Origin of the sequence: Sphingomonas sp. J315 (genome assembly GCF_024666595.1) — a bacterium.
Taxonomy (GTDB): Bacteria; Pseudomonadota; Alphaproteobacteria; order Sphingomonadales; family Sphingomonadaceae; genus Sphingomonas.
In genome coordinates this window covers 235,905-262,774 of the sequence record NZ_CP088296.1, presented here as the reverse complement: position 1 = coordinate 262,774, position 26,870 = coordinate 235,905, and the positions used below count along the sequence as shown (strand labels likewise).

At 65.2% G+C, this 26,870-nt stretch carries 20 protein-coding genes and 4 pseudogenes; 13 read left to right on the top strand and 11 right to left on the bottom strand.

The features are described from left to right. Positions 1-58: 58 nt before the first annotated feature. Entirely contained in the window at positions 59-2,788 is a 2,730-nt protein-coding gene (locus tag LRS08_RS01405; protein WP_260481244.1) for a TonB-dependent receptor domain-containing protein, read from the bottom strand. Between the two features lie 52 nt (positions 2,789-2,840). Further along, positions 2,841-3,095: pseudogene (locus tag LRS08_RS01400) on the bottom strand (hypothetical protein); the annotation flags it as partial. Between the two features lie 412 nt (positions 3,096-3,507). On the opposite strand from LRS08_RS01400, the gene LRS08_RS01395 reads away from it, so the two are divergent. The 3 genes from LRS08_RS01395 to LRS08_RS01385 are packed head-to-tail and all read left to right on the top strand — an operon-like array spanning position 3,508 to position 7,978. Beyond that, positions 3,508-5,382 carry an EAL domain-containing protein gene (locus LRS08_RS01395; protein WP_260481243.1) on the top strand — a complete coding sequence of 625 codons (1,875 nt, stop codon included), beginning with the start codon at positions 3,508-3,510 and terminating at the stop codon, positions 5,380-5,382. Then, positions 5,379-7,244, top strand: a complete 1,866-nt coding sequence (locus LRS08_RS01390; protein WP_260481242.1) for a CHASE4 domain-containing protein — start codon at positions 5,379-5,381, stop codon at positions 7,242-7,244. Before LRS08_RS01395 ends, LRS08_RS01390 begins: the two co-directional genes overlap by 4 nt. A gap of 59 nt (positions 7,245-7,303) precedes the next feature. Next, a complete protein-coding gene (locus LRS08_RS01385) occupies positions 7,304-7,978 on the top strand; it encodes a hypothetical protein (RefSeq protein WP_257845224.1) in 675 nt (224 codons plus the stop codon). Between the two features lies 1 nt (position 7,979). Here LRS08_RS01385 and LRS08_RS01380 read toward each other — a convergent pair whose 3' ends face one another. Both LRS08_RS01380 and LRS08_RS01375 read right to left on the bottom strand, forming a co-directional pair. Beyond that, a complete protein-coding gene (locus tag LRS08_RS01380; RefSeq protein WP_257845225.1) occupies positions 7,980-8,414 on the bottom strand; it encodes a membrane protease subunit in 435 nt (144 codons plus the stop codon). 25 nt (positions 8,415-8,439) lie between these two features. Beyond that, entirely contained in the window at positions 8,440-9,582 is a 1,143-nt protein-coding gene (locus LRS08_RS01375) for an SET domain-containing protein (protein WP_257845226.1), read from the bottom strand. A 645-nt stretch (positions 9,583-10,227) separates the two neighbouring features. On the opposite strand from LRS08_RS01375, the gene LRS08_RS01370 reads away from it, so the two are divergent. The 3 genes from LRS08_RS01370 to LRS08_RS01360 all read left to right on the top strand — a co-directional run bounded on the left by LRS08_RS01370 (position 10,228) and on the right by LRS08_RS01360 (position 14,389). Next, the gene (locus LRS08_RS01370; protein WP_260481241.1) at positions 10,228-11,514 is read left to right on the top strand and encodes a GGDEF domain-containing phosphodiesterase; all 1,287 of its coding nucleotides are present in this window, start codon (positions 10,228-10,230) and stop codon (positions 11,512-11,514) included. Next, entirely contained in the window at positions 11,514-13,937 is a 2,424-nt protein-coding gene (locus LRS08_RS01365) for an ATP-binding protein (protein WP_260481240.1), read from the top strand. Before LRS08_RS01370 ends, LRS08_RS01365 begins: the two co-directional genes overlap by 1 nt. A gap of 62 nt (positions 13,938-13,999) precedes the next feature. Then, entirely contained in the window at positions 14,000-14,389 is a 390-nt protein-coding gene (locus LRS08_RS01360) for a response regulator (RefSeq protein WP_260481239.1), read from the top strand. Positions 14,390-14,429: 40 nt separating this feature from the next. Here the strand turns inward: LRS08_RS01360 and LRS08_RS01355 are convergent, their stop codons facing one another. The 6 genes and pseudogenes from LRS08_RS01355 to LRS08_RS01330 form a co-directional block, all read right to left on the bottom strand. Continuing rightward, positions 14,430-15,128: a 2OG-Fe(II) oxygenase gene (locus LRS08_RS01355; RefSeq protein WP_257845230.1), complete on the bottom strand. Its 699-nt coding sequence runs from the start codon at positions 15,126-15,128 to the stop codon at positions 14,430-14,432. Positions 15,129-15,212: 84 nt separating this feature from the next. Further along, complete coding sequence (locus LRS08_RS01350) at positions 15,213-16,058, bottom strand: RcnB family protein (protein ID WP_257845231.1); 846 nt, start codon at positions 16,056-16,058, stop codon at positions 15,213-15,215. A 113-nt stretch (positions 16,059-16,171) separates the two neighbouring features. Then, positions 16,172-16,678 (bottom strand): (2Fe-2S)-binding protein, encoded by a 507-nt coding sequence (locus LRS08_RS01345; RefSeq protein WP_257845232.1) that lies wholly within the window; start codon positions 16,676-16,678, stop codon positions 16,172-16,174. Next, positions 16,675-17,131: pseudogene (locus tag LRS08_RS01340) on the bottom strand (MaoC family dehydratase). Before LRS08_RS01340 ends, LRS08_RS01345 begins: the two are co-directional and overlap by 4 nt. Positions 17,132-17,418: 287 nt before the next feature. Further along, positions 17,419-17,745, bottom strand: a complete 327-nt coding sequence (locus LRS08_RS01335) for a hypothetical protein (protein WP_257845233.1) — start codon at positions 17,743-17,745, stop codon at positions 17,419-17,421. 84 nt (positions 17,746-17,829) lie between these two features. Continuing rightward, a complete protein-coding gene (locus tag LRS08_RS01330; RefSeq protein ID WP_260481238.1) occupies positions 17,830-18,705 on the bottom strand; it encodes a LysR family transcriptional regulator in 876 nt (291 codons plus the stop codon). Positions 18,706-18,802: 97 nt separating this feature from the next. Between LRS08_RS01330 and LRS08_RS01325 the strand changes: the two genes are divergently transcribed. From LRS08_RS01325 to LRS08_RS01315, 3 genes and pseudogenes are all read left to right on the top strand, one after another. Next, positions 18,803-19,954 (top strand): isovaleryl-CoA dehydrogenase, encoded by a 1,152-nt coding sequence (locus LRS08_RS01325; RefSeq protein WP_308223044.1) that lies wholly within the window; start codon positions 18,803-18,805, stop codon positions 19,952-19,954. Next, positions 19,951-20,997 (top strand): annotated as a pseudogene (locus tag LRS08_RS01320) (AbgT family transporter); the annotation flags it as partial. The gene LRS08_RS01325 and the pseudogene LRS08_RS01320, both read left to right, overlap by 4 nt. A gap of 100 nt (positions 20,998-21,097) precedes the next feature. Beyond that, positions 21,098-21,565, top strand: coding sequence for an AbgT family transporter (locus LRS08_RS01315; RefSeq protein ID WP_260481633.1), 468 nt, complete (start codon positions 21,098-21,100; stop codon positions 21,563-21,565). Between the two features lie 4 nt (positions 21,566-21,569). Here the strand turns inward: LRS08_RS01315 and LRS08_RS01310 are convergent, their stop codons facing one another. Further along, positions 21,570-21,908, bottom strand: a complete 339-nt coding sequence (locus LRS08_RS01310) for a DMT family protein (RefSeq protein WP_257845239.1) — start codon at positions 21,906-21,908, stop codon at positions 21,570-21,572. A 48-nt stretch (positions 21,909-21,956) separates the two neighbouring features. On the opposite strand from LRS08_RS01310, the pseudogene LRS08_RS01305 reads away from it, so the two are divergent. The 4 genes and pseudogenes from LRS08_RS01305 (at position 21,957) to LRS08_RS01290 (ending at position 26,621) form a co-directional block, all read left to right on the top strand. Then, positions 21,957-23,559, top strand: a pseudogene (locus LRS08_RS01305) (carboxyl transferase domain-containing protein). A 2-nt stretch (positions 23,560-23,561) separates the two neighbouring features. Next, positions 23,562-23,816, top strand: a complete 255-nt coding sequence (locus tag LRS08_RS01300; protein ID WP_260481237.1) for a hypothetical protein — start codon at positions 23,562-23,564, stop codon at positions 23,814-23,816. 160 nt (positions 23,817-23,976) lie between these two features. After that, positions 23,977-24,747 (top strand): hypothetical protein, encoded by a 771-nt coding sequence (locus LRS08_RS01295; RefSeq protein WP_257845241.1) that lies wholly within the window; start codon positions 23,977-23,979, stop codon positions 24,745-24,747. Next, positions 24,744-26,621: an acetyl/propionyl/methylcrotonyl-CoA carboxylase subunit alpha gene (locus LRS08_RS01290; protein ID WP_260481236.1), complete on the top strand. Its 1,878-nt coding sequence runs from the start codon at positions 24,744-24,746 to the stop codon at positions 26,619-26,621. The genes LRS08_RS01295 and LRS08_RS01290 overlap by 4 nt, the downstream gene beginning before the upstream one ends. Positions 26,622-26,870: the final 249 nt, after the last annotated feature.

Below are 26,870 nucleotides of genomic sequence, written 5' to 3'. Positions count from 1 at the left end.
TTACACAAAAAAGGCGCGCGGACGGGGGAATCCGTCCGCGCGCCATGGAGGGGGTTACTTAGAAATTGAACCCGGTCGACAACTTGATGGTACGCGGCGGGCCATCGATGTTGAAGTTGTTCGGATCGCGCATGCCGGTCACCGCACTGAACCCGTTATAGTTGCGATCGTTCATCACGTTGATGATGTCGACGCGCACCCAGACGCGAGTGTTGTCGTTGATGAAGCCCAGCTTGAACTCCTTGGTTGCCGACAGGTCGAGCTGGCGGAAGCCCCACTTGTCGCCATTGCCCGCTGCTTCGATTGCGACGATGTCCTTGGTTCCCGGCTGGCCGACGCCCGGGGTGGTCACGAAGCGCTTGAGCCAGACCGGCGAGGCGATCTGGAACTTGGTCGCGAACGTGATGCCGAACGGTGCATCCACGGTACCCGCCATCACGAAGCGATGGCTGCGCACGCCCGCCGACGGACGGACGGGATATTCGTCGATGCTGGAATAATCGAGCGAGAACACCTCGCCGAACTGCCGGTTTTCGGTCGCCTTGGTGTAGGTGTAGGTGGCGTCGATGCTCCACGGCGAGGCCCTGGTGTACCGCTTGATCAGCTTCGCGAACACGGTGTCGGCGTTGGTCTCAAGCCCGTTGTCCCCGATGATGATCGACCCGAACGGTGACGGCGGGAAGCCGAACGGCGAGTCCGGAGCGCCGGTCGCCGGGAAGAACAGGCCGCCCGGACGGCGGTTGCCCAGCAGGTAGACGAACCCGTCGCGGCTTTCGACATGCGAATAGCCGATTTCAGTTTCGAGCAGCCCGAAATTGCCGCGCAGACCGATGCTGTACTGATCCGAATAAGGCGTCTTCAGGTCGTTCTTGATGAAGCGCAGCTCGCGTCCTGCACCCGCCGGAAGCCCGGCGATCAGCGCCGCGCGCCCCGCTTCGGTCTGATAGGCCGGGTTGTACGGGATACAGGTTGCGCTCGGCGTACAGACGTTCACCGTATCGCCCGGGACGATGAAGTTGAACGTGCGGCCCGCGGCGGAGCCCTGAGCCAGTTCCTGCTGGATGAAGTCGAACTGCGTGCGGTCATACGACCGGCCGAAGCCGCCAAAGAGGGTGAATCGGCCCGCTTCGTCGATCTTGTAGCTGAACCCGATACGCGGCTGGAACGCGCCGGTGAACGCCTTACGCTCGCTGCCGGTCGAGATGTAGTCGTTGATGTTGTAGTTGGCACCGACCAGGTTCGGATAGTTGGCCGGGCTGACCGCTGCGACCTGTGCCGCCTGATGGACATAGTTGAGGAACGCTGGCGTTTCCTCATAATCCCAGCGCAGGCCAAGGTTCACGGTCAGGCGATCGGTCACGTCCCAGTCGTCCTGCGCATAGATGCCCAGCTGGAAATTGTCCGACGTCATCTGCGCGGTCGTGAAACCACTCGACAGCGCCTGGAAGCTCATCTGATACGGCGTGGTCGTGTTCAGCGTCGTCGCGCCCAGTGGCGTGAAGTAGCGGAATACGGGGTTGAAGCCGTTGAGCTGAAGCGAGTTGAGCGTCACCCACTTGGTCTTCACACCCACCTTGATGGTGTGCCCCTCAAGTCCGGTGTAGGTGAAGTCGTTGGAGATCTGCCAACCCTTCTGGCCCTTGTTCTGGAAGTTGGTGCCGCCACCCGTTTCCAGGATGTTGCCGTCCAGGAACTGCGCTGGGTTGGCCGGGTTCGGGATGCGGACGCGATAGACGTTGCGGTTCGCCTGCTGCGCGGGGCTCGGATTCCACTTCACGTCTTCATAGGCGACCTTGAAGTCGTTGATCCAGCTGTCGGCGGTGTGCTGCCAGCGGCCCAGCGCGCGGATTTCTTCGACGCGGGCAATCGTGCGGGTTTCATAGGCGGCGATGCCGCTGTTGAACGTCTCGCCCGATTCATCGCGATACTTGCCCGAGAATTCGAACAGGTCGCTGTCGGTCGGGGTGAAGTTGATCTTCCCGAAGTACAAATTCTCGTCGAACGTCTCGTTGTACGACCCGTAGTTCCCAGCCAGGTTCGCCGGGACGAGCGGGAGCGCGGTGCTCAGCGTCGCGGGAATGTTGACGTCGCGCGGATTGGTACGGCGCTTGCCTTCATAGGCGAGGAAGAAGTGCAGCGTGTCCTTGATGATCGGACCGCCCAGCGTGCCGCCGAACTGCAGATCCTTGGTCCGGACCTTGCCGGCCGCATTGGCGGGGAAGATCTCGATCGGACGCGCATCACGGAAGCGCTGGTCGGTGAAGTCGACGAAGCCCGATCCTTCGAACTGGTTCGTGCCCGACTTGGTCACTGCGGTGATCGCGACCGAGCTGACCTGGTCGAACTCGGCCTTATAGTTCGAGCTGATGACCCGGTATTCGCCGATCGCCGACTGCGGGAACGGGTTGCCCTGGGTCGAATCCTGCCCGGTGATGCCGTTCTTGAGGACGTAATCCTTCTGGCCGACGCCATCGATGAAGATGTTGACCGTGTTGGAATTCTGCGCACCGCCCTGAAGGCGCGACTGGTCGCTGCCGTTGGTGATGAACTGAACGCCGGGCGCGAGGTCCGCAAAAGCAAGGAAGTTGCGGTTGTTCTGCGGCAATTGTTCGATCAAGCGCTGCGTGATCGTCGTGCCGACTTCACCGCCCTGCATCGAACGAATGCGGCCACCGGTGATGATGACCTCTTCGCCGCCATCGGCGGTCGCGACTTGCGGGGTCGACAGGTCGAAATCGAACACGGCGTTCTGCGCGACCGCAAGATTGAATTCGTCGGTGCGGCGCACGCCGCTGGGGGGTCGTCACCTCAAGCCGGTAGTCGCCGGGCGGAAGGGACGCGAACTGGTAGCTGCCGTCGGCGCTTGGCGTGACGGTGCGGGTGAAGCCGGTATCGACATTGACGATCGTGACCTGGCTGACACCGCCCTCGGCCGTGACCTTGCCGCGCAGCGACGAGGAGACCTGAGCCTGCGCGGGAACCGCGAGGCCGATGGCGAGTACCGCACCGGCGCTGGACCATGCGAGCGCAGCGGCAGCGGCGCGCAGGCGCGAACCGCGAATAAATCCGTTAGTTGCGGAATGTGATGACTTCACAGCATCCCCCCTGGAGGTTTGACAACGTTTACCCTGAACTGCCGTGAGCCCTGACTGGGCGACTCGGCGGCCCGCCTATTATGTTCTTGGCGCGGAAACTGTAACCGGTTTCATGCGGAGTGTATAGAAAAAGTTCTGGCAGCCACCGGGAGGGCAGGGAAGGCGCTGGAACCGGTTCCACGCGCCGTCAGAGTCTGACCGTGGTTGGCCGTGCGTTGCCGATGCACAAGGCGGGTGTGCGGAGACGCATTCAATCCCCTCCTGACCTCGAACGGGGTGCCCGGCCAGTCCGCGGCACCCCATTTTTTCCGGGCTGTCCCGGAGGCGCGCGGGAACGCGCCGTTAACCCTTTTACCTCGCCTTAACTCTGTGCGCCTACGCGGGTTACCAAGGCGAATAGAGGGGACAGGTCTTGCGCATTCTGATCGTGGACGACGAAGCGGGGATGCATGAATCCTATCGTCAGTGCTTCAAGGGCAATGGCGTAGGCGCGGCACAGGGCGCGGCGCTCGACGCGATGGCCGCCGAGCTGTTCGGCGACGACGAGGTTGATGCTGCGCCAGCGCAGGATCGCCCGGCGTTCGAGACGGTCCATTGCATGCAGGGGTTGGACGGCGTCGAAGCCGTCGCGCGCGCCAGGGAGAATGGCGAGCCCTTCCCGGTCGCGTTCATCGACATCCGCATGCCACCCGGCATCGACGGCAAGGAAACCGCCAAGCGCATCCGCGCGATCGATCCCGACATCAACATCGTGATCGTCACCGGCTATTCGGACTTCTCCCCGCTCGAAATCAGCCGCGCCGCCGGTCCCGCCGACAAGATCTTCTACATCGCCAAGCCGTTCCAGGTGGAGGAGGTCGTCCAGACCGCGACCGCATTGGGCAAGCGCTGGGAAGTCGATCAGCAGCTCGCCGCCGCGATGGCGCTGCTCGAGGAGCAGAAGGCGGAGCTCGCCGCGAACGAGAGCAAGGCCAGCCATCTCGCCAATCACGACAGCCTGACCGACGCGCCCAACCGGCTGGCCTTCATGCGTGCGCTGACCGATCATGTGCGCGGTCCTGATACCTTCGCGATGGCGATGATGGACCTCGACCGGTTCAAGCTGGTCAACGACACGTTCGGCCATCTCGCGGGCGACGAGCTGATCCGCATGGTGTGCACGACGATCGAGGGCGCGGTCCCGCCGGGCGGCTTTGTCGCACGGCTGGGCGGCGACGAATTCGCGGTGCTGATGAAGGTGGCGGGCGAGGGTGAGGCGGTCGAGGCGGTCGAGCGCCTGCTGCTGGCGTGCGCCAAGACCTTCACCGTGTTCGGCCATTCGGTGCAGGGATCGGCCTCGGCTGGCCTGGTCATCGTCGAGCCGGGTATGAAGCACGACCCGATCGACGTGATGCGCCGCGCCGACCTGTCGCTCAATGAATCGAAGAAAGCCGGCCGCGGCGTGGTGCGCGTGTTCGACGAGAGCATGGACGGATCGATCCGCTTCCGCCGCCAGATCGAAGGCGGCCTCAGCCAGGCGATCGCCAATGGCGAGCTGCGCCTCGTCTATCAGCCGATCGTCGCGCGCGACCGGCTGGAGATTGTCGCATTCGAAGCATTGCTGCGCTGGAACAGCCCCGAATATGGTCCGATCTCGCCCGGCATGTTCATCCCGATCGCCGAGGAATCGAACCTGATCCACGAATTGGGCGACTGGGTGCTGGACGAAGCGCTGACGATGCTCGCCAAATGGCCGGGGCAATATGTCTCGGTCAATTTCTCGCCGCGCCAGTTCCGCCGACAGAATTTCGTCGGCCATGTCGTCGAGCGGGTGCAGCGCGCGGGAATCGAACCCAATCGCGTGCAGATCGAGATCACCGAAACCGCGATCTTCGACAATGCCGAGCGCGCCGCGGAGACGCTGTACCGCCTGCGCCAGATGGGCTTCCGCATCGCGCTCGACGATTTCGGCACCGGCTATTCCTCGCTCTACAATATCCGCAAATTCGCGCTCGATTGCCTGAAGATCGACCGCAGCTTCATCGACGGCATGGGCCGCGAGCGTGAGAGCGCCGCGATCGTCCACTCGATCATCCATCTCGGTCGCGCGCTGGGGCTGGAGGTCGTGGCGGAGGGCGTCGAGACCGAGGGGCATCTCGCCGCGTTGCGCGTCGCCGGGTGCAGCCATGTTCAGGGCTATTTCCTCGCCCGCCCGCTCGAGGCCGATGTCGCGATCCGCGCGGCGCACGAACGATTCATGGGCGATGAGGAAACGCCAACGGCACCGGCTACCGGCACCCACGGGTGACCGCGCCGCACACCATGTTCCACCGCATCCGATCCCGTATTCCGCGCTCGCTGGGTGCCAAGCTCGTCGCGATCCTCACCGGGGTCGCGCTGCTCGGCGCCGCCAGCATCACCCTGCTGCTCGCCCTCGTCATCACCCCCAGCTTCGACAAGCTGGAGGCGCAGGCGATCGACGGCCATGTCGAACGGACGCGCGCTGCGCTCACCGAATATGCCTCGAAGGTCGAGGCGTCGGTGCGCGACTATGGCGACTGGAACGAGAGCTACGACTATATGGGCGCGCCCAACCGCGCGTTCGAAGAAGACAGCTTCGCCACCTCCGCGATGGTCAATCTGGGCGTCAACGGCATGGCCTATGTTCGCCCCGGCGGCGAAGTGGTGATCGCGCGCTGGCTCGATCTGGATACGGCGAAGGATTCGCCGCAGATGCGCGCGCAATTGCTCGCCGAAATCCGCCGCATCGACTTCGCCCGCGCGCTGGCGAAGGATAACAGCGCCAGCTTCTACGCGCGCCTCGGCAACCGTATCGCCGCGATCGGCGTGGCGCAGGTGCGCCGCACCGACGGCAGCGGCGAACCGCGCGGCCATGTCGTGATGGCGCGCATGATTACCTCGCAGCAGCTCGGCAATCTTCTGCAGCTCCGCGCGGGGATCGCGCTCGACGCGCCCGTCGCGGCACCGCGCATCGAAGCAGCTGAGCGAGACATCGCGGTGGCGGTGCCGGTTCCGGGGGAGGGCGGCGAAAGCGTCGCAAGCGCTACCTTCAACGTCCAGCGCGACCTGTCCGCGCTGGGCCGCAACATGCTCCAGCTCGCCGTGGTCGGTACTACCGCGCTGATGCTGTTGGTGATGGCGGTGCTCAGCGTGATGATCGGGCGGCTGGTGCTGCGCCCGCTGAACCGGGTCGAACAGCATATGGGGGTGGTGCGCGGATCGGGGAATCTCGTGCCCCTGACCGAAGCCCCGCGCCGCGACGAGATCGGCAGCCTGGTCGACAGTTTCAATGCGATGCTCAGCCAGCTCAAGGATCTGCGCGAACAGGTCGAGGCGCAGTCGTTCAAGCTCGGCCAGTCGGAAAGCGCGGTCGCGGTGATGCACAATGTGCGCAACGCGCTCAATCCGATCAGCACCGTGCTGAGCCAGGGACTGGGCGAAGCACCGGCGACCGACCGCGCTTTGCTCGACCGTGCGCTGAGCGAACTCGCCGACGACTCGATCCCGCTCGCCCGCCGGCAAAAGCTCGTCGCGTTCGTCGCTGCCGCGCTGGCGAGCGAGGCGCAGGCCCGCGACACCCGCAAGGAACAGCTCGGCATCGGTCGCGACGCGCTGCACAATGTCCTCGAAATCATCGGGCGTCAGCAGGAACAGGCGCATGAACGCCCGCCGCTCGACACCTGCGATGTCACCGATGTGGTCGCGCGCAATGCCACGATCGCCCGCTATTCAGGCGCCAGCTCGATCGCCTTCCACTTCCCGTCGAAGCCGCACTGGGTGCTGGCGAACCGCGTGCTGCTCAGCCAGGTGATCGGCAACCTCTTCTCCAACGCCGCCGAGGCGATCGCCGCGACCGGGCGGGAAGGGGGCAGCATCGGCGTGTCGATCCGCGAGCATGACGACCGCGTGGAAATCCGCATCACCGACGATGGCGAAGGCTTCGACCCCGCCGCCGCTCCGCAGCTGTTCCAGCGCGGCTTCTCGACCCGCCCGCACAAGTCAGGCGGGCTCGGGCTCCACTGGTGCGCCAATTCGATGGTCGCGATGGGCGGCAGCCTGAGGCTGGAGAGCGAAGGCAAGGGCAGGGGGGCAAGCGCGGTGCTGGAGCTGGCGCATTCGGAATTGATGCGGGACGACGTCGCGGCCTGAAATCTGCCCGACTGGTTTCGTCACTCGCCGTAATTGCAGCGCCGGAGCAGAGTTGGCCCATGCGCACCCTCGTCCTTGCCCTCGCCCTTCTCGCCTCAGCGCCCGTCGCCGGAGCATGTAGCGTCGCACCCGGCTACCGCGTCCCGACAACGCTGCAACTGGTCGATGAGGCCGACGCTATTGTCGTTGCGCAGGTCGGGCAGCCGGGGATCAGCGCTGACGGCGAGCCAGAGCTATGGTTCAGGGCAGTCACGACGTTGAAGGGGCCAACCAGCTCGAAGGAACATTCCGATCAAATCACCGCCCGAGCGCCGGGAATGCTGGGCACGAGGGTGCGACCCGCCACGCCCGGCGACCCTGCCGAACTCGTCCGCGCCAACCCCGAAGCCCACGCCGGTGGCTGCACCCGCTTCACCTTTCACCCCAAAAAATGGGTCGTGCTGTTCCTGAAGCGCGAGGGGGAGGGGTATCGCGTCATGTCTTATCCCTTCGCCCGCACGGCGGAGGATACGGCACTGCCCGACTCCCGCTGGCTCAAGGCGGTCCGCGAATATGTCGCCATCGCGGCATTACCCACCGCAATGCGCCGGGCGCGGATGGAGGCGCGACGCGACCTGCTCAGGGCGCGCCGCGATGCGGACTCGCGCGCCATCGCTGCGGATCTTGAGCGCGAATTGAACGGCCCACGCAAGCCGCTGCGCGAACCGCTGCCAGCGGCGCCGTCCGAGCGCTGAGTCAGTCCGCCGCTGCCGGCACCGGTGCCGGTCGCAACCGCCCCGCCTCCAGGATCGGCAATCCGCCCTCCGTCGGGACATAGATGATCTGCCCCTTCGACTGTTCCAGATTCTGGATATAGAGGTAGCGCAGATAGCCTTCCGGCCCGCCAAGGCTGTTGGCGACGATCCGGTTCGCTTCGGCCAGACCCTTGGCGCGGGCGATCTCGGCATTTGCCTCCAGCGCCGCGGAATCCATCCGGGCTTGGGCTTCGAGCACCTTGATCTTGCGGTTCTGCGTCGCCTGCGCCAGCTCGGCTTCGCCTGCCGTCTCGGCGTTCCACACACGGACGGAATTATAGGCGGCACATGACCCCAGCCCGCCGCCCACGATGACCAGCAACAGGATAGCCAGCGAGGCCGCCAGTTTCAGGATGGTGCCGCTTGTTCCGTTCATGGTCGCTCCTTCGTGAAGATCGGGATCAGCTCGCCCGCCGCACCGGCGTCACCGCGTCCTTCCGCCGCAGATACGGGGCGACGAGGTTGCGGGCGCGGAAGAATTCCTGCCGGTCGGGATCGATCGTGTCGAAATTGCCGATCACGCGGCGGCACCCCGGCGCGCGGCACTGGCAGATCATGTGCCAGTTCGATTGCGCCAGCGTGGTCGAATAGTCCCAGCTGATCTCCTCGCCCGCGACGATATCGCGCAGCGCCACCAGGATCACGCCGTCATCGGTGAAGCGCAGCCCGGCATTGGGGTCACAGCTATGGTTGACCAGATCGTCGAGCTGCCCCGACGGCCCCATATAGTGATCGGGCGTCACCTGCACGAAACGGTCGTCGCTGCCGCGCATGAGGCTGGGGATGTCGTCGACATGGAAACGGCGGCCGGTAAACCGCATCAGCTCCGCCCCCTCGGCAAAGCGACAGGTGGCATAGACCGCCTTGCCCAGATGGTTTTCGCCGACCTCGAACAGATTGCGCGGATGGCGATAGCGGTCGAGCACCACAAGGCCGCCGCGCGCCCAGCCGAACGAGCGCAGCGGGTTGATCGTGGTCAGGCCGATCATGAACCAGATGCTGGCATGGCACGCCAGCTCGACGAAGATGTACGCGAACTCGTCCGGCCCCGAGCCGCCCGCGCGCGCCGCGACCAGCAGGGTAGCGAGGTCGCCGACAGTCCACAGCCCCCATGCGGGCGAGCGTTCGGAGCTGCGATCCTTCCACACGCTGACCCAGGTCGGCCAGAAGCTGACCGGCACGGCGGCGACCACCAGCATATGCGCCCAATAGGCTTCGCGGAACGCGACCCAGATCAGCAGCGCGGTGAGGCACGCTGCCATGCAGAATGCCTCGATGGTGGTCGGGGGCGCCCAGTTGGACCCGCGCCACAGGCATGCGGTGACCACCAGGCAGCAGACGGCGGACAGGATGAACACCCAGCCTTGCGGCGATCCGGGGTTCACCGCGGCATAGGTCAAGGCCTCGGCAGCGGCGGATGCGCTCCAGATCAGCCAGGATGCGCGGTTGGGGCGAACGGTCGCGCGGCGAAGGCCCAGCAGATAGACGCCATAGGCGGCAAAGCTGAACGTCATCGCGATCAGAAACCACACATCGCCCGCCATAAAACCCCCTTGCGAAGGGATTCATTTACCTTGTTCCGACTCGCGCGTCAAAGCGCGACTCGTGGAGTCACCACGAGTCGCGGCGATTCGGCGGAGAAGCAGAGCTTGCCCGGTCGCGCGCGAGTCAACGGTCAGGAGTGGCAAATCCGAGATCGACATCATCGCCGCGCGGTCGCGCGTGCCAGGTTTCGTGTCCGAAATGGATCAGGTAAAATAAAAGCCGCAATCCCAATAGGATGGCGGCGATTCTTAGGGGAGATCAGCCCGGGCAAGTCGAGGGTGACGGACCATCCGTCACGCCGCCGGCCCGGGCCGTAAAAGGGTTACCAGGGACGAATGTCGTCGCCGCCGGTTTCCCGGAAAAAGAGTGCAAACATCTATTTTCTCCCATCGTGCACACGAATGCGCACCCCATTATGGTTATCTGAAAATTCATACTGAATCAATTGTTAGCGATCCCTTGTAAAACTACCTAGGTCACAGAGGCGCCGGGCGCGGCGTCCTTAAAGGTTCCTTCAGCACTCGGTGTTACGCCCGACGGCATGTCTGACCGTTTCGACCCCGCCGGACTTCGCGGATCGCCTTTCGGGGCGGGGCGGATCGCCATGAACGACGGCGCTGAGCTTGCAGGCGGCCCGTTCGTCGATGACACTGCAATCGCCCCGGCGCGCGGGGCCGGTGGTCCCTGGCTGCACCCGCTGGCGCGTGCTCGCATTGTGCGAAGTCGCCAATTTTCAGTCGCTGCGGCGCCATCTCGGACGGCCGCGTTCGGACACGCTGATCCTCGATCTTGCCGACCGGATGGGTGAACTGGAGCCTGGCGTGCGCGGAGTCACCGCCGGCCGATCGCTGATCGAACTGGGATTTGAAGCGGAAAGCCCGACGCACGCCCGCGCGCTCGTCGAGCGGCTGGCGCAATGCTTTGCACGTTCGGTCGATCTCGATGGCGAACGTCATCTTATCCAGCTGGTCTGGGGCATCGCCGTCGCGCCCTTTGGCGATGATGATGAAGTCCGTCTGACCGAAGGCGCCGAAGCGGCGCTGGAACAGGCGCGCACCGATACGGCCATCGTGTCGATCGATCTGTCGCAAAGCCATGCCGCGTTCGACGGCGCGGCGCTGGTGCGCGAACTGCCCCGCGCGATCGCTGCGGGCCAGTTGTTCCTGCAATATCAGCCCAAGGTGAATGTCCGTCGCGAAGCGGTGACGGGTGCCGAGGCGCTGGTCCGCTGGCATCATCCGGTACGCGGCCTGATCCTTCCCGGTGAGTTCATCAACGCGGCGGAAGATGGCGGCGAGATCGTCGGGCTCACGCTCTGGACGCTGCGCCAGGTGATCGCCGACCAGCAGGTCATGGCCGCACATGGCCATGACATGCCGGTGTTCATCAACATTTCGGGCGTGCTGCTCGCCGATGACGGCTTCGTTGCCGAGGCGTGCCGGATCATCAGCGAATCCGGCGCGAAGATCGGCTTCGAGATTACCGAGACCGCCGTGATCCGCGATCCCGACAGTGCGATCCGCCACCTTCAGACCTTCGCCGCGATCGGCATCCCGCTCGCGATCGACGATTATGGCGCGGGGCTGTCCTCGCTCGCCTATCTCAAGCAGCTGCCGGCGACCGAGCTCAAGATCGACAAGATGTTCGTGATGCAGCTGACCAGCAGCAATCGCGATCCGCTGATCGTCCGCTCGACCATTGACCTCGCGCATGCGCTGGAAATGGAAGTCACGGCTGAGGGCGTCGAAACCCCGGCCGCGCTCGCGCTGCTCAGCGTCATGGGCTGCGACATGGTCCAGGGCTATCTGATCAGCCGACCGATCGCGCTCGATGCCTTTGTCCGCTACCTCGACGAAGAAGGCTTCAAATCGGTCGCGACAATGCGCCCGAGCTTTGGCCGCACCGAGAATTTCTGGCGCAAGAGCGGTTGATGCGGAGGGGTCTCGCCCTCCTTCTCTGCTGGCTTGCACTGGGGTTTGCGGCCCCTGCGGCCGCGCAGCAACGCGCGGCGGATACACTGATTGACAATGCCAAGACCGCGATGGTCAGCGATCCGCAGGCGGCGTTGGGTTTTGCGCAACAGGCGCGGCAACGCGCGGCGGCAATTCCCGATACGGAGCCGCGCGTGCGGGCCGAGGCTACCGCATTGTGGCTTGAGGCAGAGGCATTGATCCGGACACGGCGCGCGTCGGACGCTTCGGCCCGCATCACCCAGGCGCTCAAGCTGATCAGCCGCGATCAGGTGCCGACGAAACTGCGCGGAGACCTGTTGCTGGCGCGAGCGGGGGTGCAGGAAGCTGATATGCACTTTGCCGAGGCGCTCGCATCGCTTCAGGAAGCGCATCAGATTTTCGCCACGGTCGGCGAAAAGCGCAGCCAGTCGATCGCGTTGCAGATGATCGCGATGCTCTACACCAAGGCCAAGGATTTCAAGAGCGCCGACAAATATCTCAAGCAGGCGGTCGACGTCTATTCGGGCGATCCGCGGCTCCAGATGTCGTTGCTCAACATTCATGGCAACGTCCTGCTCGAACTCGAACAGCCGCGCGCGGCCGAGGCCGAGTACCGCAAGGCGCTGGCGCTCGCGCGCGAGGCGAAATCCGCCAGCCTGACCCAGATATTGGCGAACGTCGCGCGCGCGCTGCTCGATCAACGCCGATTTGCGGACGCCGATGCGATAATCGCGGAAGCAATGCGTGTCGTCCGCGAAGACCCATCGCGCAGTGGTGAGGCGAACATCCTGTCGATCGCAGCGCAGTCGGCCTATGCGCAAGGCAAGCCCGACCGGGCAGCGGACCTGATCGCGAAGAGCTTTGTCGGCATGTCGCTGAGCGATACCGGATTTGCCCAGCGCGACGCGCACTTCACCGCCTATTCGATCTTTCGGGCGAAGGGGCAGAATGCAAGTGCGCTCGCGCATCTCGAAAGGGTGCTCGCGCTCGGCAACGAAGCGACCCAACTGGCGACCTCGGCCAGCACCGCACTGATGGCGGCGCGGTTCGACTATGCGAACCAGGAATTGCGCATCGCCAATCTGAAGGCAGAGGAATTGCGGCGCGAGGCGGAGTTCCAGCGCACCTTGTTCATCGGCCTTGGCGGCGCATCGTTCGCCATCGTAACCCTGCTCAGCATCGGCCTGTACACGATCCGCCGCAGCCGCAATCAGGTGCGCGACGCCAACGCCGTGCTTGCCACCACCAATGTCGCGCTCGAAAAGGCGCTGAAGGCAAAGACCGAATTCCTCGCGACCACCAGCCACGAGATCCGCACACCGCTCAACGGCATCCTCGGCATGACCCAGATCATGCTGCGCGATTCGACCGTGCCCGAGGCGACGCGCGACCGCATCAACATCGTTCACGGCGCGGGCATGACGATGCGCGCGCTGGTCGACGACATCCTCGACGTCGCCAAGATGGAGACGGGTAATCTGACTGTCGAACTGGCCGCCACCGACCTCCACACCACGCTGCGCGACGTGACGCGGATGTGGGAAGAACAGGCGCGCGCCAAGGGACTCGACTTCACCCTGAGCCATGAGGGCACCCCGCGCTGGATCGAAACCGATCCGGGACGGCTGCGCCAGATCGTGTTCAACCTGCTGTCCAACGCCGTCAAGTTCACCGAAAAGGGCGTGCTGACGGTCGCGGTCGAGGCAGTAGGCGACCGGCTGCGCCTGGCGATCAGCGACACCGGGATCGGCATTCCGGCGGAAAAATTCGACGAAGTGTTCGAATCCTTCAAGCAGGTCGATGCCGGAACAACGCGCCAGTTCGGCGGCACCGGACTGGGTCTCGCGATTGTCCGCAATCTCGTGCACGCCCTCGACGGCACGGTGTCGGTGGCGAGCCGGGTGGGAGAAGGATCGACCTTCACCGTCGAGCTGCCGCTGCGCGCCGTGGAGGCACCGGATTCGGCGGTCGAGGCGGCGGGCGACGGCGAGACGATCGTCGTGCTCGACCGCAACCCGATTGTCCGCGGCATGCTGCGCACGCTGTTCACCCCCCATTTCGCTGCGGTCCAGTTCGCCGCGTCGATCGACGAAGCCGTCGCGTTGGCGAAGGATGCGGGGACAGCGCTGATCCTTGCGGACCAGGCGACGCTCGCCGCCGACGACGCCGATCCCATTGAAAAGCTGTGTGAACTTGCCGCCGCAGCACCGGAAGGCACGCGCACGGCGGCGTTGTGGGGCAGGCCGGACGAAGGAGCGGAAGCACGGCTTCGCGCCACCGGTGTCGGCGTCGTGGTCGTTAAGCCGGTGAAAGGACCAGCGCTGGTTGCGGCGCTCACGGCAGCGCGCAGTGAAATATGTGCGACATCTGGTCGCACAACGCTTGTATCCGAAGCGGCTTAGGGTGATAGCACGCCTATGAATTCTCCGATCCGGACAGCCGCCGCTTTCGAGATGGTCGCTCGATGAATATTCTTTTCATCGAGGATGATCCGATGAACCGCCGCGTGGTGCGCGACATGCTGAATGTCGCCGGTGCCACGATGGCGGAAGCCGAGCACGCCGAAGCTGGTCTCAACATGATCGAGGCCGGCGATTACGACGTGATTCTGGTCGACCTGCGCATGCCGGGCATGGACGGGATCGAGGCGATCGAGCGCATCCGCGCGCGCGGCGATGCCAAGGCCGAACTGCCCATCATCGTGGTCACGGCAGACACCGCTGTCGACCTGCGCGAACGCTGCCTTGCGGCGGGGGCCGATGAAGTGCTGTTCAAGCCGGTGGCGATGGACGCCTTGTTCGACACGATCGGCCGGGTGCTGGCGCTGCGCAGCGGCGACGACATGATTCTGTGACCTTTGTTCCCCTCCCCGAAAGGGAGGGGAGATCACCCGATCAATATGTCTTGATCGGCATGTTGATCCAGGCGTGCTCGCGAAACCATTTGGTGATGATGTATTTGACGCCCTTCACCACCGGCGTCCCCTCGTGCAGCGTGCCAGTGTTCGGCGATCCGTCGGGCTTCATATTGTTCCAAGCGAGCAACAGGCCACGCTTGGGCGCGACGCGCACGCCGGCCTGCGGGAACCAGGTCGCGCCGCCCTCCTCGACATCGTTAAGGTAGATCATCGCCGTCCAGGTCCGCTGGCCGCCCGACGCCTTCATCGCCGGCCAGTAATCCTGCTGTTCGTTGAACCAGTCATAATGCGCGCGAAACTGCTGGCCGGGGGCATAGCGCTGGCCCTGCATCGTCTCGCCATTTTCGGGCGGAAGGCCCAGCAGAGCCGCCATGCGCTCGTCGATCGGCCGGACGTCGGGCGACCAGCGGTCCATGTCGCAGCTCTCGCTGGTACGGAAATTGGGGTCGTCCGACTGCGACAGCAAGGTCGAAGGACGGCGATTGGCGTCGATCATTCGGATCAGCGCATCGCACTCGGCGTCGCTCAGGAACCCGGGATGGTAATAGATCTGCGCGGCGTCGACCTTGGCGCGGCGCATGCCGGGATTGGCCTCGATCCGCGCGGTGACCGCCTGGCTGGCGCGCGCGCGACTGATCGATCCGGCGGGACTCTTGGAACGCGAAAAGATGCTCATGGCGCGCAATTTGCCGCCAGCGTGGCGAAACGCAAGAGGCCCGACCGTTGCCGGCCGGGCCTCCCTGCGTGACCTGCGTCTCGCTTACCAGAAGATGTCGTAGATCACATCGACGACATAGCCGGACCGGACATCGACGAGCAGCGCGTCATTGTAATAGCGCACCCAGCGATACGGGCCATAGGCCGGCGGCAGGCGGTAGTAAAACGGATCGTTGATCCAGTAATCCGGCGCGAAAAGCATCGAACCGATGGTCAGGCCGATCGAGAAGCGGCGATAGCCATAATGGTAGCCACGCGGCGCGTAATAGCGCGGCAGGCGATAGACGTGCCGGTTGCGCGCGCGATAGTCGCTCCAGTCATAGCGGCGGTCGCCCCGCCAGCTGCGGTTCCAGTTGCGATTATCGTCCCACCTGCGGCGATCCTGCCGCGTGTCGCGCCAGTCGCCATAGCGGCGCTGATCCTGACGATAGTCGCGCCGGTCGTCACGCCGGTCACCCCGATAGTCCTGCCGGTCGTCGCGGCGGTCCTGACGGTATTGCTGCGGGCTCACCTGACCCTGGCGGAAGTCGCGGCGATCCTCACGGCGTTCCTGACGGAAGTCGCGCTGGTCGTCGCGGCGCTCCTGACGGAACTCGCGGCGCGGTTCACGAACCTGCGGGGCAGGGGCGGCCTGCTGCTGCGGCTGCTGGGCCTGCGGACGTTGCTGGGGCTGATATTGCGGACGCTCCTGACGCTGGAACTGCGGGCGCTCCTGGCGCTGCTCCTGACGCTGCTGGCGCTGCTCCTGGCGCTGCTGCCGCCATTCGCCGCGCTGTTCGCGCGCCTGGCCGCCACCGCGTCCCTCGCGTCCGCCCCGGTCTTGTGCGATTGCCGCAGCGGGGGTCAAAATGGTCGCGCCGATCAGCGCAGCCAGAATAAACTTCTTCATGCTTTCCTCCGCTCCCCGACAACACGCCGGCGTTCAGACTAACGCGCTTTTACGTCGAGTCGGCTGACGAGCGTCTGAATTGGCCTGTCAGCCAATTGAAAGCTTTCGCTGACCTATTCTTCGCCGGTCTCGACCGGGATGCCGCGATCGATGGTAATCTCTTCCTCGCCGCGCGCCACCCGCGCCGCGCGCCCGATCGCCTCGATCAACCGGGGATAGACGCCGCAACGACAAAGGTTGGTGATCGCGCCCATGATCTCCTCGTCGGACGGGTTGCGGTTCTTGCGGAGCAACGCCGCCGCGCTCATCACGATCCCGGGGATGCAATAGCCGCACTGGACGACATTCTCGGCGAGCAGTGCCTGTTGCACCGGGTGACTTCCCTCGGCCACCAGCCCCTCGATCGTGGTGACGAACGTCCCCTCGACCGCGCCGATCGTCACCTGGCACGACCGCACCGCCGCCCCGTCGATGTCCACCGTGCACGCCCCGCAATCGCCGGTGCCACAGCCATATTTGGTCCCCGTCAGGTTCGACGCATCGCGCAGCGCCCATAGCAAGGGCGTGCGCGCGTCGAGCTTGTATGCGACCGGCTGATTATTGACGGTGAACTTGGTCATGCCACCGGCTTAGCATGCAACAACGCGCTGCGCAGGCAGGTGCACACCGTCTCGTCGCGCTGGTTGAGCATCACATGGCGAAAGGTGACGACCCCCTGACCCGGCCGCGACTTGGACGGGCGCAGCGCCACCACCTCGGTCTCGGCGCGCAGCGTGTCGCCGATAAACACCGGGCTCGGCATCCGCACCTCGTCATAGCCGAGATTGGCGACGAGCGTGCCCAGCGTCGTATCCCCCCACCGAAATCCCGACCATCAGCGCAAAGGTGAAAGTGCCATTGACCAGGATCCGCCCGAACTCGCTCGCCCCGGCGGCTTCGGCGTCGAGATGCAGCGGCTGCGGATTATGGGTGAGGGTGGAGATCAGCAGATTATCCGTCTCGGTCACCGTGCGGCGCAGATCATGCACGATCCGGTCGCCCACCTGCCACTCGTCGAAAGTGCGTCCCGCCATGACCGTCTCCTCTGCCGCCCCACTTAACGCGCGAACCGGGTTTGTCAGTCCCAAATCAAATCATTCCTCCCCTGAGCTTGCTCAGGGGAGGGGGACCGCCCGCGAAGCGGGTGGTGGAGGGGCGGCCGCGAAGACGGCCGAGAACAGCTCGGCAAAATTCCGCCGTCCGACGACGGCGGCCCCTCCGTCGCCTTCGGCGCCACCTCCCCCTGCGAGGCAGGGGAGGAATCAGACTGGGCCGGAGACCCACAAAAGGTGATGGTCGGCACACGACCCCTTAGCGGACGTTAGGCACTGCTTCGCATGGCCGCGAAATCAGGCATCTCGCCGACTGTCACAACAGGAAGATCGGCTGCGCTTGCTAAGACGGCTGGGTCATCTTCGATCCAATGGGCAAAGCCGTCACTGGTCCACAAATACGCGTTGTCGCTCTGAGCAAACAATGACGACACGAACTGCTCTGCGATAGTCCGGCCCCACTGCATCGCCTCTGCGGCGGATACACTCGCTATCCAAATCCCGGTGCTGTCCTCGTCGTCCCAGCCGTGCGTCGCGTTCCGTTCGGCTTGGCCCGGAGTTTCATAGCCAAACCGGAAAAGGCGTTTCGTCAGCATTTCACTATGCTATCTCTGACGAGCGTGAGGTCAATGGCCGCTAACCACCCATAAGCGACATCCGCCCTGCCCTGACACCCGCAATCACCCGCCCTCAACACAACTCGCCCCAAACACCCCCCGCACCGCCTCCACAACCGCCGCCATCCCCTCGCGCGCATCCTCCCCCCGCACCAGCACCAGCGTCCGCCGCAGGTCGAACCCAATCAGCGCCGGATTGGCCACTCCCGGATGCCGGTGCGAAGCCGGCACCACCGTCGCGCCCAGCCCCGCCGCGACCATCGCCAGCGCGCGGTCGTCGTTCGGCGTGCGCAGCGCAAAGCTGGGGCGGATGCCGCGCCGGGTGAAGTAGCGGCTCGTCTCCGGCAGCGCCTCGCAACTGCGCCGCACGATCATCGTCTCCCCCGCCAGCGCCTCGCCCGGCAGCGCTGTCTCGGCCGCAAGCGCATGGGTGACGGGTAGTGCGAGCAGATAGGGTTCGCTGCGCAGCGCTTCGACCTCGCTGCCCGCATCGCCCTGCACAGCGGTCAGCGCCAGTTCGATCCGCCCGCGCGCCAGATGCTGCGCCAGCGCCCCGGCATTCCCCTCGACCAGCTCGATCGCCAGTCCCGGCGCCTCGGCGCGCAGCCGCGCCACCAGCCGTGCGACCTCGGCGCTGGCGATCGTCGTCAGCACCCCCAGCCGCAGCGTCGCGGGCTGCGCGATCCCGCTGATCGCCGCCTGCGCCAGGTTGAATTCGCGCTCGATCCGCCGCGCATGCACCGCGAACTGCGCGCCCGCCTCGGTCAGCTCGACCCGCTGGCTGCTCCGCCGGAACAGCTTCGCCCCCGCCTCCCGCTCCAGCTTGGCGATCCCCGCCGACAGGGTCGGCTGCGAGACATTCGCCTGCGCGGCGGCGGCGGTGAAGGTGCCGCTATCGACGACGGCAAGGAAATAGCGCAGCAAATAGCGTTCGATCATAGACACCGTCTATGCTGTTCCCCGTCGCCTTTCAATTTCTCACCACGCCTCCCAGCGGCTAGAGTGGCCGCAAAAGACCCGAGGAGAGCGTATGAGCCTGCCCCAGATGGATTTCGCGCTGGGCGAAACCGCCGACATGATCCGCGAGACCACCGAGCGGTTCGCGCGCGAGCAGATCGCCCCGCTCGCCGCGCGCATCGACGCCGATGACTGGTTCCCGCGCGACGAACTCTGGTCCGCCATGGGCGAACTCGGCCTGCACGGCATCACCATCGCGGAGGAGGATGGCGGCCTCGGCCTCGGCTATCTCGAACATGTCATCGCGTGTGAGGAAGTCAGCCGCGCCTCGGCCTCGATCGGCCTGTCCTACGGCGCGCACTCCAACCTGTGCGTCAACCAGATCGGCCGCTGGGCCAACGCCGAGCAGAAGGCGAAATACCTGCCCAAGCTGATCAGCGGCGAACATGTCGGCAGCCTCGCCATGTCCGAAGCCGGCGCGGGCTCGGACGTCGTCAGCATGAAGCTGCGCGCGGAGCACAAGGGCGACCGCTATATCCTCAACGGCACCAAATTCTGGATCACCAACGCGGCCTATGCCGATGTCCTGGTCGTCTATGCCAAGACCGGCGAGGGGTCGCGCGGCATCACCACCTTCATCATCGAAAAGGGGATGAAGGGCTTCGAGATCGGGCAGAAGATCGACAAGATGGGGATGCGCGGATCGCCCACCGCCGAACTCGTCTTCACCGATTGCGAAGTGCCGGAAGAGAATGTCATGGGCCCGCTCAACGGCGGCGTCGGCGTGCTGATGTCGGGCCTCGACTACGAGCGCACCGTGCTGTCGGGCATTCAGCTCGGCATCATGCAGGCATGCCTCGACGTCGTGCTGCCCTATCTGCGCGAGCGCAAGCAGTTCGGCCAGGCGATCGGCAGCTTCCAGCTGATGCAGGCCAAGGTCGCCGACATGTATGTCGCGCTCAATTCCGCCCGCGCCTATGTCTATGCCGTTGCCCGGGCGTGCGACGCGGGCAAGACCACACGCTTCGATGCCGCCGGCGCGATCCTGCTCGCCTCCGAAAACGCCTTCAAGGTCGCGGGCGAGGCGGTGCAGGCGCTGGGCGGCGCGGGCTATACCAAGGACTGGCCGGTCGAGCGCTTCCTGCGCGACGCCAAGCTGCTGGACATCGGCGCGGGGACGAATGAAATTCGCCGCATGCTGATCGGACGGGAGCTTGTGGGAGCCGTATGACTGAAATCGCCGCACCAACGGATGAGGTAAGCCGCCGCCAGCGCGGTTTCCTGGGCTTTGTCGAACGCGCGGGCAACATGCTGCCCGAACCGACGATGATCTTCGTCTATCTCATCGTCGCGCTGATGTTCGTCAGCGCGATCGGCGACTGGGCCGGATGGTCGGCATCGCTCAACTATACCGGTGAGGAAGCGCCGACCGGCGCGACGCTGGAAAACGGCGTCCTCACCTACACCGCGACCAGCCTGTTCTCCGAAGCCAATATCGGTCGGCTGCTGGTCGATATGCCGCGCACGATGAGCGGCTTCGCGCCATTGGGCCTGATCCTCGTCATCATGCTCGGCGCGGCGGTGGCGGAGCGGTCGGGCATGTTCTCCGCCCTGATCCGCGCCAGCCTCGCCAATGCGCCGCGTTCGATCCTGACCCCGATCGTGGCGATCATCGGCATGGTGTCGCACCACGCCTCCGACGCCGCCTATGTCGTGTTCATCCCGCTCGCCGCGATCGTCTTCGCCGCCGCCGGGCGCCACCCCGTCGCGGGCCTCGCTGCTGCATTCGGCGCAGTGTCGGGTGGCTATGCCGGCAATATCACGCCGGGGCAGATCGACGTGCTGCTGTTCGGCTTCACGCAAGAGGCGGCGCGGATCGTCGAGCCGGGCTGGACGATGAACCCGGTCGGCAACTGGTGGTTCATCCTGTCGATCGTCATCGTTTTCACCCCCGCGGTGTGGTTCATCACCGACAAGGTGGTGGAACCGCGCCTGGGCAAATGGGGCGGTGGCGCGGATGCGGAGATCGAGGCCGAACTCGAACGCTCCGAAGTCACCGCCGACGAACGCCGCGGCCTGCGCCGCGCGGGCCTCGCCGCGTTGGCGATCGTCGCGCTCTATCTCGTGCTCACGCTCGCCCCGGGCTATACTCCGCTGATCAACGAAAAGGCCGAGGGGACGGCGCAGCTTCAGCCCTTTTACGGCGCGCTGATCGCCGGTTTCTTCCTGATGTTCGTCAGCTGCGGCATCGCGTTCGGCAGCGCCACCGGATCGATCAAGTCCGCCGACGACGTCACCCGGATGATGCGCGAAGGCATCGCCAGCCTCGCCCCCCTATATCGTCTTCGTGTTCTTCGCCGCGCATTTCGTGGCGATGTTCAACTGGTCCAATGTCGGCCCGATCATCGCGATCAACGGGGCAGAGGCGCTGCAGACCTTCGCGCTCCCCGCGCCGATCCTGCTCGTCAGCGTGCTGCTGCTCTCGTCCTTCCTCGACCTGTTCATCGGTTCGGCCAGCGCCAAATGGAGCGCGCTCGCGCCGGTCGTCGTCCCGATGTTCATGCTGCTCGGCATCAGCCCGGAAATGACCACCGCCGCCTATCGCATGGGCGACAGCTACACCAACATCATGACCCCGTTGATGAGCTATTTTCCGCTGATCCTCGCCTTTGCGCGCCGCTGGGACGGGTCGTTCGGGGTGGGATCGCTGCTCGCGCTGATGCTGCCCTATGCGCTGACCTTCATGGCGCTCGGCATTTCGATGGTGGTCGCCTGGGTCGCGCTCGATCTGCCGCTCGGGCCGGGGGCAGGGGTGTTCTACACGCCGCCGACGGGCGTTTGATGACCTATTTCCCGACGAACAGGAACGCGACCCCCGCCATGATGCACGCGAACGCCGCGAAATGGCGCCAGTGCAGCGCCTCGCCCAGCACCGCGACCATGAACACGCCGAACACGGTGAGCGCGATCGCCTCCTGCGCGATCTTGAGCTGGCCCGGCGTCCATCCGGCCAGGAAACCGACCCGGTTCGCCGGCACCGCAAAGCAATATTCGACCCCGGCGACCAGCCATGAGATCAGGATCACGGTCAGCAACGGCTTCTCCAGCCCGCCTTTGCCGAGATGCCAGTACCAGGCGATCGTCATGAACACATTCGACGCGATCAGCAGCAGGATAGTCGCCATGAAAACTCCCTTCGCCCCGCTCTGCGCGACCGGACGGGCACGCGCAAGATGAGCGGCCCGGTCCTCAAGTCGATCCTCTCGCCCGAGGACGAAGGCTTCCGCACCAACGCCGCGCACAATCGCGCGCTGGCCGAAAAGCTCCGCGCCGATGTCGCGCAGGCGGCACTGGGCGGCAACGAAAAGTCCCGCGAACGCCACACGGCACGCGGCAAGCTGCTCCCCCGCGACCGCGTCGAACGCCTGCTCGACCCCGGCGCGCCCTTCCTCGAGATCGGCCAGCTCGCCGCGTGCGACATGTATGAGGGCGAGGTTCCGGGCGCCGGCATGATCGCCGGCATCGGCCGCGTCTCGGGTCGCACCTGCATGATCGTCTGCAACGATGCGACGGTGAAGGGCGGCACCTACTACCCGATGACGGTCAAGAAGCATCTGCGCGCGCAGGAGATTGCGGAGGCCAATCGGCTGCCCTGCATCTACCTCGTCGACAGCGGCGGCGCGAACCTGCCGCATCAGGCCGAAGTCTTCCCCCGACCGCGACCATTTCGGCCGCATCTTCTTCAATCAGGCAAACATGTCCGCCAAGGGCATCCCCCAGATCGCCTGCGTCATGGGCAGCTGCACCGCCGGCGGCGCCTATGTCCCCGCAATGTCGGACGAGAGCATCATCGTGCGCGAACAGGGCACGATCTTCCTCGCCGGCCCGCCACTGGTGAAGGCCGCGACGGGCGAGGAGATCAGCGCCGAGGATCTGGGCGGCGGCGACCTGCACGGCCGCAAATCGGGCGTGGTCGATCATGTCGCCGACAATGACGAGCACGCGCTGACCATCGTCCGCGACATCGTCAGCCACCTCCCGGCCGACCGCAAACCCGACATCGAACTCCGCGACCCGCGCCCGCCCAAATTCGACGCGCAGGAGCTCTACGGCATCGTCCCAACCGACGTCCGCGCGCCCTATGACGTCCATGAAGTCATCGCCCGGCTGGTCGACGGCAGCGAGTTTCACGAGTTCAAATCGCTCTACGGCACCACCCTCGTCTGCGGCTTTGCGCATATCTGGGGCATCCCGGTCGCGATCCTCGCCAATAACGGCGTGCTGTTCAGCGAAAGCGCGGTCAAGGGCGCGCACTTCATCGAACTCGCCTGCCAGCGCCGCATCCCGCTGCTGTTCCTCCAGAATATCAGCGGCTTCATGGTCGGCGGAAAGTACGAGGCGGAGGGCATCGCCAAGCACGGCGCCAAGCTGGTGACGGCAGTGGCGACCGCGAGCGTGCCCAAGATCACCGTCCTGATCGGCGGGTCTTTCGGCGCCGGCAACTACGGCATGTGCGGGAGAGCCTACAGCCCCCGCTTCCTGTTCAGCTGGCCCAACAGCCGCATCAGCGTGATGGGCGGAGAACAGGCCGCCAGCGTGCTGGCGACGGTCCACCGCGACGCCGCCAACTGGACGCCCGAACAGGCCGAAGCTTTCAAGCAACCGATCCGCGACGATTACGAAGCGCAAGGCAACCCGTGGCACGCGACGGCGCGCTTGTGGGACGACGGCATCATCGACCCTGCGCAGACCCGCGACGTGCTCGGCCTGGCGTTCGCAGCGACGCTGAATGCGCCGGTAGAGGAGGGGACACGCTTCGGCGTGTTCCGGATGTGACGATGACCGACGACCTCTCGACGTTGACCGAGCGCGAGCGCCACATGTTGTTCGCGCTCGCGTTGATGGCGGGCCAGTATCTCGAGAACTTCGACACAGGCGTTCTGGATAATCAGTGCATGGGGGCGGGCGAAGAAGCGTTCAAAGTCCTGGCCGCCTTCGGCTTGATCGACGGCCACGCGCGCTCCGCAACTTGGACCGAAGCAGGCCAGCGATTGCTGGACATGCCGCTAAATCAAAAGGCTTTTCCGGGATGATCCAATCCCTCCTAACCGCCAAATACGGCGAGAACGGGTGCCATCCTCGCACCCCGCAAATCCTCCCCGGACCAGGGAGGGGGACCATGCGCAGCATGGTGGAGGGGACACGCGTTGGCGTGTTTCGGATGTGATGGGATGGCTCCCGCTTGGACAGCGGGTGCATATCCGTTCGCCGCTTCAGGTCGATGTGGCGCGCGTTGCGCTCCGCAATGCGATGAAGAAAGGCGTGCGTAACCCCGACGCATTGGTCGGGTTCACGATTGGGCCAATTCTCTATGCCCAAAGTGGTTGGTTTGGCTCACCCCCTGCGGTCCTTGCGCTTCTCAAGCGCAACAACACTGGCGTTGAGATCATCGGAAACGCCGGTTTGAACATCGTGGCGCTTCTCGTCTTAGGTAGCGTGGCCACGATTGCGACGCTGATCGGTGCCATTGATCTCGCCGTAAGCGGCGGGGCGGGGCTGTTCGCGCTCAGCCTCGTCGCCTTGGTGACGATGTACGGACTGGGCTGGCTCAACCATATTTTCCGAAAGGATGCCGATCCGCTGGTGCATGTGCTCCGGCGGGCAGTGCGAGCGAGCGAGCTTGAGCGCGAGGACCGGAGTTTTGATCGTACCCCCATGCCGGGCGCGACGCTGATCGTTGATGGAGAAGATCGAGCCGTCTCGCCTTCACAATATGACGTGCGCGAGGCCCTTCTGGAGCTGTCGGAATATCAGTTCGTGATCGTCGCATTCGGCGATGAAATTTACATGCAGAGTTTGAAGGAAGGTGGCGCTTATCTGTTGGAGGAGCGCCGTGGATCGAGCCAGCAGCACTATCGCGCCGAGCCCAATGTCGATGTCGACACTGTCGTCCGCGTGATGACCGCCTACCTCAAAGATCGAAAATCCTCACACGATGTCGTGTGGAAGCAGGTGCACCCATGATCCAATCCCTCCTCATCGCCAACCGTGGCGAGATCGCGTGCCGCATCATCCGCACCGCGCGGCAACTCGGCATCCGCACCGTCGCGGTCTATTCCGACGCCGACGCCAACGCGCTCCACGTCCGCAGCGCGGACGAGGCGGTGCACATCGGCGCGTCCCCCGCCCGCGACTCCTACCTGATCGGCGAGCGCATCATCGCGGCGGCCAAACAGACCGGCGCCGAAGCCATCCACCCCGGCTACGGCTTCCTCTCCGAAAATGCGGAGTTCGCCGAGGCCGTCCAGGCCGCCGGCCTCATCTGGGTCGGCCCCAACCCCGACAGCATCCGCGCCATGGGCCTCAAGGACGCGGCCAAGAAGCTGATGCAGGACGCCCGCGTCCCCGTCACGCCGGGCTATCTCGGCGAAGACCAGTCGCCCGATCGCCTGCAAGCCGAAGCCGACCGCATCGGCTACCCCGTGCTCATCAAGGCGGTCGCGGGCGGCGGGGGCAAGGGGATGCGCCGCGTCGACGCCGCCGCCGACTTCGCCGACGCGCTCGCCAGTTGCCAGCGTGAGGCGGCGTCCTCGTTCGGCAACACCCAGGTGCTGATCGAAAAATACATCCTCGCCCCGCGCCATATCGAGGTGCAGGTGTTCGGCGACAGCCATGGCAACATCGTCCACCTGTTCGAACGCGACTGTTCGATGCAGCGCCGCCACCAGAAAGTGATCGAGGAAGCCCCCGCGCCCGGCATGGACAACGCCACCCGCTTCGCCGTGTGCGACGCCGCGGTAAAGGCCGCCCGCGCGGTCAACTATGTCGGCGCCGGCACGATCGAGTTCATCGCCGACGCGTCGCAGGGCCTGCACGCCGACCGCATCTGGTTCATGGAAATGAACACGCGGCTTCAGGTCGAACATCCGGTGACCGAGGCGATCACCGGGGTCGATCTGGTCGAGTGGCAATTGCGCGTCGCGAGCGGAGAGCCGCTCCCGCTGCGGCAGGAGGAACTCGCGATCAACGGCCACGCGATTGAAGCGCGGCTCTATGCCGAGGACCCGGCCAAGGGGTTCCTGCCGAGCACGGGGAAGCTCGAAGTCCTCGATTTCCACGGCGACGCGCGCGTCGATACCGGGGTGGAGGCGGGATCGACCATCTCGCCATTCTACGACCCGATGATCGCCAAGCTGATCAGTCATGACGACACGCGCGAGCATGCGATCGCGCGGCTGCGCACCGAATTGAACTACCTGACCGTGTGGCCGGTCCGGACCAATGCCGGCTTCCTCCACCGCCTCCTCGACGACATGGATTTCCGTGCGGCACAGCTCGATACCGGTCTGATCGAACGGCGCGGCGAAGCGCTGCTGATCGACCCGCTCCCGGGCGCGGCGGACCTGACCCGCGCGCTGTCCTGGCTCGACAGCGACCCGTCCTCCGACACCTATCTCATCGCGCGCGGATTGGAGGGCTTCCGCCTCAATCGCACCGCCGAGACCCGGCGCGCGGTCAGCGTCAACGGGGCGCGGGTGGCGTTCGACATCGATGGTGGCGAGTCCTTCGCGCACTTCCACCTCCACCCCAATGACGGCGCGGCGCTGCTGGTGTTCGAAGGCGCAACCTTCCGCGTCACCGCCGACCGCACCGAAGGCGGAGCAGGGGGTGCCGCCGGCGACGGCGCGATCCTCGCCCCGATGCCCGGCCGCATCGTCTCGGTCGAGGTGACCGAGGGCCAGACCGTCACTGCGGGCCAGAAGCTGCTGGTGCTGGAGGCGATGAAGATGGAACAGGCGCTGCTCGCCCCGTTCGACGGCGTGGTAGAGACGCTGAGTGCAACTCCCGGCGCGCAGGTGCAGGTCGATGCGCTGCTGGCGAAGGTGGTGAAGGTCTAGAAAATCCTCCCCGGAACGGGGAGGGGGACCATCCGAAGGATGGTGGAGGGGGGCCCGAGGCAATGGAATCCGGTGCCTCGGGGCCCCTCCGTCAGCGCTACGCGCTGCCACCTCCCCGTTCCGGGGAGGATTGATCAAAGCTCATGCCTTCTGGGACATTCCCCTCCGGCAAACGCCACACCGCGCGCAAGACCCACGGCGCGCTAACCCGCGACATGTTCTCATCGCGATCCCGCTCGCCCCGCGCCG